At 57.4% G+C, this 7,315-nt stretch carries 6 protein-coding genes and 3 pseudogenes; 8 read left to right on the plus strand and 1 reads right to left on the minus strand.

Annotated elements, in window-relative coordinates:
• From D0C15_RS33460 to D0C15_RS34470, 5 genes and pseudogenes are all read left to right on the plus strand, one after another.
• Positions 1-1,487: RHS repeat-associated core domain-containing protein (locus D0C15_RS33460; RefSeq protein ID WP_162830392.1), on the plus strand; the 1,487-nt coding region annotated here is incomplete at its 5' end.
• Positions 1,481-2,020 carry a hypothetical protein gene (locus D0C15_RS34465; protein ID WP_162830393.1) on the plus strand — a complete coding sequence of 180 codons (540 nt, stop codon included), beginning with the start codon at positions 1,481-1,483 and terminating at the stop codon, positions 2,018-2,020. The genes D0C15_RS33460 and D0C15_RS34465, both read left to right, overlap by 7 nt.
• A 166-nt stretch (positions 2,021-2,186) precedes the next feature.
• Positions 2,187-3,044 (plus strand): RHS repeat-associated core domain-containing protein, encoded by an 858-nt coding sequence (locus D0C15_RS35370; RefSeq protein WP_245976525.1) that lies wholly within the window; start codon positions 2,187-2,189, stop codon positions 3,042-3,044.
• Positions 3,045-3,193: 149 nt separating this feature from the next.
• Positions 3,194-3,490 (plus strand): annotated as a pseudogene (locus D0C15_RS35860) (AHH domain-containing protein); the annotation flags it as partial.
• Positions 3,491-3,504: 14 nt separating this feature from the next.
• Positions 3,505-4,053 carry a hypothetical protein gene (locus D0C15_RS34470; RefSeq protein WP_162830395.1) on the plus strand — a complete coding sequence of 183 codons (549 nt, stop codon included), beginning with the start codon at positions 3,505-3,507 and terminating at the stop codon, positions 4,051-4,053.
• 162 nt (positions 4,054-4,215) lie between these two features.
• Here D0C15_RS34470 and D0C15_RS35865 read toward each other — a convergent pair.
• A pseudogene (locus D0C15_RS35865) lies at positions 4,216-4,620 on the minus strand (transposase family protein); the annotation flags it as partial.
• 1,298 nt (positions 4,621-5,918) lie between these two features.
• Between D0C15_RS35865 and D0C15_RS34475 the strand changes: the two are divergent.
• From D0C15_RS34475 to D0C15_RS35875, 3 genes and pseudogenes are all read left to right on the plus strand, one after another.
• A complete protein-coding gene (locus D0C15_RS34475) occupies positions 5,919-6,326 on the plus strand; it encodes a hypothetical protein (protein WP_162830396.1) in 408 nt (135 codons plus the stop codon).
• A 452-nt stretch (positions 6,327-6,778) separates the two neighbouring features.
• On the plus strand, positions 6,779-7,114 hold the full coding sequence (locus D0C15_RS35870; protein ID WP_162830397.1) for an Imm7 family immunity protein: 336 nt from the start codon (positions 6,779-6,781) through the stop codon (positions 7,112-7,114).
• Positions 7,081-7,167 (plus strand): annotated as a pseudogene (locus D0C15_RS35875) (Imm7 family immunity protein); the annotation flags it as partial. The gene D0C15_RS35870 and the pseudogene D0C15_RS35875, both read left to right, overlap by 34 nt.
• Positions 7,168-7,315 lie beyond the last annotated feature (148 nt).

Genomic DNA, 7,315 nt, shown 5'->3' on the forward strand with positions numbered 1-7,315 from the left:
TCAACTACGACCGCAACCGTTTGCTGTCGGCGACAAGCGCCGGCACGACGGCGGCCTACAACTACGACCCGTACGGCCGGTTGAACACGGTGACCGCGGCGGGGCAGGTGATCGAGCGGCTCACCTACGACGGATTCGACCGCACGATCGAGCACGAAAAGATCAACGACACCGGCGGCCTGGACGCCACGACCTACGACTATGACCCGCTGGACCGGACGACGACGAAGACGGCGGAAGGGGAGACGACGGAGTTCGCCTATCTGGGGTTGACCGACAAGGTCATCACCGAGGAGATCGGCGGCCAAGTCGAGCGTTCGTATGCCTACTCGGCGTGGGGTGCGCGGTTGTCGCAGGTCAAGCACGACACCGACGGCACGGGTCCGGAGGTCACCGAGGATTCGTTCTACGGGTACAACCCGCACACCGATGTGGAGACGTTGACCTCGGAGTCGGGTGACACGCGGGCGACGTATGGCTACACCGCCTACGGCAAGGACGACGAAGAAGCGTTCACCGGCATCGACAAGCCGGACGCGCAGAACCCGGGCCAGGAGCCGTACAACTTCTACCGATACAACGGCAAACGCTGGGACCCCTCGTCGGGCTCGTACGACATGGGCTTCCGCGACTACAACCCCGGCCTCAACCGCTTCACCACCCGCGACACCTACAACGGGGCACTCGCCGACCTCAACCTCGGGACCGACCCCTGGACCGGCAACCGCTACGCCTTCACCAGCGGAAACCCCATCAGCCGAATCGAAATCGACGGCCATTACTGGGACTGGTTCGAGGACGCCGTGAACGACACGGGCGGTGGCGGTTCCTCACCCAGTTCGGACGACCACACAAAAACCTCTGACGGCTGCAAGTTGATGAAGGACTGCGGTGGCACCATCAATGGTCCTACGGTCACCGGTAGCGACGCCGGACACTTCCTGCTCGACCTAGGCGGATTGTTCCCATTCCTTGGGAACGGAGCAGACGGAGCCAACTGCGGGTGGTACGGCGCAGAAGGCGACGCAGAGAACGCCGCAATGTCCTGCGCGGGAGCCGCCCCAATCGCGGGCATCGGGGTCACCATTGCCAAGTACGCCCGCAAGTTCTTCGGCAAGGGGACAGACGAAGTCGGCGGGACCATAATTCAGAACAATAAGGTGGCCGGGGATGCGGCATCTGACGCGATAAAAGACAGATACCCGGGCTCAGTAAGAGAAACGTCTCTCGATGCTCCAAGCGGCCGTCGTGTTATTGACGTGCTGACACCGCAGGGTTTGGCGATTGAATCGAAAGTAGGGCGTACCTCGCTAACGAAGGATGTCCGACGACAGATCCAACGCGATGTTGAACTGCGGAGTGCAGGGAACCCAGTTTCGTCTGTAGAATGGCATTTCTCGTCAAGTCCCACGACTGGTCTCTCTGGTCCGACGGGACCCCTGAGGGAGGCGCTTCAAAAGGCTGGCATTAGCATAGTCGAATGGTGAACAAGATGAATTGGAACGGGTACGAAATCTATGAGCCGCCTCATCGAGGTCTGCTTGGTGATCTAACCCGAAAGCAGGCTCGAGAGTCTTTTGAGCACCTGATGGAAGTTCGACCAAGGCGTGTTAAGCTGCTTAATCGCTTACTTGCGGCAAACGGGGTCGAACTGCGTGAAGATGACGATTCTATCCAATCTGCGGAAGACTGGTTCCGTGAAAACGTCGAAGAAGACCCGGAAGCCCCAGGACGCCTGAAGCCAGCTTGGTATTCTATCGTCAACGATATAGGATTATTTCTTGGTACCGTATTAATCAGCCGTTGCCCGCAGTTGTATTGGGAGTTCTATGTTTACGGAAAGAAAAACATGGCTTATCAGCGGCATGTGATAATGGGTTTCACAAGGGTTGACAATTCGAAATACAACGTAGACTTCGACCTTGGTGTCGCTAGCTATGGCCATAGGGTTGTTGCGGGTAATAGATCGGAATATGGAACCTTTGTCAAGATGCTGAAATCTGCAGAAGAACTAGCCTGAAATCTGGTGGGCTGTTCCAACAAAACTTCGTCCAACTCGGGATAGTGGTCAAGTTTCGACGTCGACACTCGAAAATCGAGCATGGATTTGTGGCCAAGAAACTGTCTTTAATCGGACAGGAAGGTGCTGTGCGTGTTGCACGAGACACCTCGGGTTCTACCTGGGGTTGTCGGACAAGGTCGTCACTGAGGAGATCGGCGGACAGGTCCAACGTTCGTATGCGTATTCGGCGTGGGGTGCGCGGTTGTCGCAGGTCAAGCATGACACCGACGGGACTGGTCCGGAGGTCATCGAGGATTCGTTCTATGGCTACAACCCGCATACCGATGTGGAGACGTTGACCTCGGAGACAGGCGATACGCGGGCGACGTACGGCTATACCGCCTACGGCAAGGACGACGAAGAAGCCTTCACCGGTATCGACAAGCCGGACGCACAGAACCCGGGTGAGGAGCCGTACAACTTCTACCGCTTCAACGGCAAGCGGTGGGACCCTTCGTCGGGTTCGTACGACATGGGCTTCCGCGACTACAACCCGGGTTTGAACCGCTTCACCACCCGCGACAACTACAACGGGGCCCTGGCCGACCTCAACATGGCCGCTGACCCCTGGACCGGCAACCGCTACGCCTTCACCAGTGGCAACCCCATCAGCGGCATCGAAATCGACGGCCATTGCTTCATCGACACCCGGGGCAACTGCACCAGCACCGAAGACGTCGAAAGCGGCAACATCGACCAACCCGCCACCCCACCCAGCCGGAGTGGTGGTGTCGAGAGCCAGACGTACACCAACGGCACCGTGTGGACCGAAACGCCTGACGGGCAGAGCTACATCAACGGGTTCAGTCTGCCGTCGGGCGGTCCCCGGGCCAGCGCGCTGGCCCCGGCCATTGACGCCTACCTCCCCCAGGCCCGCCACCTGCACGCGCTTGGGTCCGGAGCCCTGAGCCAAACCGACACCGCCGGGGTCATATCCGGCTTCTGTCAAGCCGAAGGCCACCAAGACATCTGCGGACGCTAATGGGCCTGGAAGGTCCACGCCACCCAGCTAGCCAAAGACTTGCCCGAAGCACTCATCGCAGACGGCCTTGGTCAGGGCGGTGGCGCACTCGCGGGCGTCGTACTGGCATTGTCTAAGCTCTTGAGAGGCAACCTGGTAAGAGCAGGTGCAGCACCAAGGCAGGTGAACATGCGCATCACATCGTGGCCGGCAACAAAAAGATCGCGGATCCGGCCCGCAAGGTCTTGGAAAAGTATGGAATCAACATCAACTCCACCGAGAACGGCGTATTACTACCGGGTTCGAGAAACTCACCCAACCCGTCTGGCTCCGCAGTTCATCTCAAACTAAGAGACAGCTATTACAAGTCGGTGAACGACCTATTGGAGCCTGCCAGAAGTCGAGCGGAGGCGCTTTCGACGTTGGACTACGTTCGTCGACGACTGCTTGGTGGTCAGTGGCCGTGAGAAGAGGGGAACCTGTGCAGATCTATACTCCGCAAGTCTCCGGGTATGGCGACTGGGTGACATTGGATGACCATAACGACCGAGACAGGTTGCGCACTTTGGGGTGTAATCGAGTCGATAGCGATTGGGTTGCGCCGCGTGCTTCGCTTGTACGCGAGATTGGAGAGCGAGAGGTTCCGCTTGTGGGCTCGCGAATGCCGTGGCTGTCGAGTTGGACGTTAGCGTTGAGAGACGAGGCGATCGATGACATCGCACCACTGCTCCGCGCGTCCGGCGAGCTACTGCCACTATCCTGTCCCGAGGGGCGCCTCGTTGCCTTGCATGTGACTGAGGTAATGGATGTGCTTGACGAGGACGGATCGACGATTATTCGACATCCAGAGCATATCGGCGGCAGAATTATTACTATCGAACACTATTCTTTTGTCGAAAAAATTGCTACCGTTCCACCTGTATTTAATATTCCCCAACAGTTGGAGAGCGTCATCTTCTTTCGTGGGGATGTGGTCCAAAAAATCAATGATTTCTGCTACGGCGGAACGGTTTTCGAGCGAGTCGCCTGAATCCGTAGCTGCGGGGACTTCGCGGGCTGGCACGTATGGGGAGCCTGTCACGATTCCCATGTAAGCCACGGGTGACTGATTCCGTTACTCTGTCACAGAGGAAGTCCAGGGAGAAGGACAACCAGTGAGCCTTTCCGCGTAACGACCGGTCGCTGCCGGTGATCATGTTGTGCGACCGTGCTCGATGTGCAGGATCGACAGTGCGGCGGCGACGATGGTGCCGATCTTCCAGGGGCAGAGGCTGACGTTGCGCAGTGCCTTGAAGGTGGTATTGAGCATGGAGTTGCTGCGTTCGCAGACGGCGCGTTTGCCGTTGTGGTCCTTCTGCTCGTCGGTGAGCGTGCCGCCCTGTGGCTTCTTGAAGCCGACGGTGATCGTGCCGGACTCACCCTCGTAGCCGAGGTCGCCCAGCGCGGGCAGGTCCTGAGCGATCCCAGGTTGTCAGCGCGGGCAGGATTTCGGGTGCGCGCGGAGCTCGGTGGTGTCGTGTTCGCGGCCGGGCCGCACGTCGGAGGCCCACCGTGGTCATCCGTCGGGCGCGGTGATGACCTGGACATTGCCGCCGTGATGGGCGTTTTGTTGAGTCGGCCTGGGGCGCGGTATCGGTGTTGCCACCGGTCCGTTTCCCCAGCCCGCTCGCCGACCCCGGCGTGCGATTCTCGCCGCACCGGGCTCTCCACGGTTTCTGTCGTCAGGCATGGTTGGAGAACGGTCCAGGGGTGGGGATCGTGTTGCCCCGGTAGAGGTAGCGGCTGACCGTCACCGCCGCCAGGTCGAGCAGTTCGATCCCGTCCGCCGAAGGTCTGCTCCACCGTCCAGTACGGTCGGTAAAGTGTCGGCGGACGTCCTTCCACCTTTAGCGATGTAACGTCATCCACCACTTGATCACTCTGCGCCACACGAAGTGATCCAAGGCTTTTAAAAAGCTGCAGACATCGGCCACCTTCCGCTTCCAAAAAGTAGCTTGCCGCCGATTTTTCCAGAGTCTGGCGGGCTTATTCCTTGGGGGAAGACAGACGACGGCTGGGTATGCTACTGGGCACCAATAGAAGAGAAGCCCGACCACTGGGGCGTTGTTGTATCGAGTCCGCGTATAATGATGTTCAACTATCATTATACGCTGTCTTTTAGTAGTTTTCTTGTTCGCTATGTTGAAACTAGTAGTTCTTTTGGCTTGTTTGCCGGGCGGGAAGTGGAGTTAGAAGAATCTTCAGTGTTCACTCCAGACTGAACGCTTTCCTGTGCTTCACCGATTTGTTGGTCAGTGGAGCGGGGTAAGTCTCGCGTCTCCTTGCGCTGAACTGCTCATCGGGCATGAACGCGACCGCGGGCACTGCAAGTGCGATCGCCGCCGACCCGTTCGGCGTCGCCGCCTCCGTCTGGAGTGCCGCAACAGCCGCCATTTACGAGGACTGGCAGGCAGGCAACTACGGGGAAGCGGTTGGGCGCAGTGTTACCGGAATTCTAGGGGCAGCCCTTGGTGGCAAGGGGCTTGGCGCGCTCAGAAACGGAGTAACTACCTCCTGCTCTGTCTGCTTTAGCGACCGTGGGGCTGGGCAAAACCTAATTCGCGATTCAGAGGTTGACGGCGTGTCATCCGAGTGAAGAGTGGACATGGATACCGAGCCGATCACGGCTCGACCGATATCATGTCGCTGCTCGAGCAGAACGATGTCGATATGCCTGTGGTGCGCGACCTAGCATCCCGAATAAATTCTGGTGCTCAGATCGTTCAAGCGGAAACGGTTACTCGTCATTCCGAGTCGAAATTGTGGGCTATACAGTAGAGTACCGTACCACTTTCGTGCCAGCTGCGGGTACGTATGATATCAGTACTTACTACGTTCCTTAGGGAAGGGGATCGAGTGCACTGGGACGATGTTCTTGATTTGGCAAAGTCGATCGGCGAACAAATCTCCAAGGCGAATAGCTCGGACCGTTGGAATTCCAGTGAATGGGATTCTGCAGTCACGACTTTTACAAATTTAGTTCAAGAGGAAGGTTCAGCCATACGGCTAGGTGACGTTCTGCGTTGCGATGCACGCATGGATCTTCCGGTGCAGGTCGTTAAGCTTACCTATGAGCGCTTATTCGAACTTGGTGCATGTGATGTAAGAACTAAGGTGTGTTATGCGCGTTACCTGCTTCTCCACGGTCCTGACTGGGACGAAGTAGGTGAAAGAATTCTGGCAGAAGTGGAACCTGAGGCTCGAGTTGCTGGAGTCTGGGATGCGCCACTTCTGGGTCATCATCCAGTGTTTTATGTAAACTGACGAGTGATCAATGTGCCGGGGTCTACTGGATTGCGTTTCGGTGCCGACGGTTCTCTCATGGGACTATCGGAGCCAATACGATGATTGACGGACACGGTCTCGTGCTTGTCGGCGATGCCGGGTGAACTCACTCATGTCCAAGACGACAAGTCGTCCGGAGGTCATTGCCACACTCGACTACATACGCCGACAGTTACTGAGATGCGGTCAGCCGTGAACCCGAAAACGACGACATTATATCGGTCAGCGGCAGAAAATGGCGGCGATTGGGTTGGTCCGGAACGGAGCGAAGACTGGCGCGTAATACAGGACTTGGGGACCAGTACGGCAGCTGCAACCTGGCACGAACTCCAGAGGAAGGCGATTGAGTGGCGTGCGGCCGAATGGCCGATCATTGAGGATCTGCATGTTGCCGGCGTCGCCGTCGATGTTCAACCGTTCGGAGGGCGATAGTGTACGAATTCCACGGCTGGTTCAGTCTCGCAGAGTCGACCGTCGAGTCAGACTTGGGTGGATTAGCTGTAGCTGCCGACCAGCTAAGAACGCTTCTGTTAGAATTAGAGACGCCTAGTTATTCTGCTTCAGTAGATATCCTTAACGGACAGCATTACCTTATTATGACTGGTCATCCAAATCGCAATCGGACTCAGTTTACCGATTGTGTCATAGATTTCCTGACCGCTAATCTTCCGCGGTCGTGGGGGCTATTACACGAGCGAGACGATGAAAGGTTGGAAACGCCGAGCCGAACGCATTCCGCGTCACGATTCTCGCTCGGGGCAAGATAAGCCTTGCTGTGGATAACTTCTTGTCTCCGTGTGTGCCAACAATCGAAGATTGACGACTATTTCAGCTTTACTTTCTGGGTTACAACGCGAATGGGCATCGGATTCGGGATGCGTCGAAGGTGCAGAACGCCGACGATCATGGGGCGTATCTGGATGAGGTGCGGGAGTACGGGTATGACCCGCAGGACCGGATCGCGTCGG

The organism is Amycolatopsis palatopharyngis (genome assembly GCF_003385185.1).
Lineage (GTDB): Bacteria > Actinomycetota > Actinomycetes > Mycobacteriales > Pseudonocardiaceae > Amycolatopsis > Amycolatopsis palatopharyngis.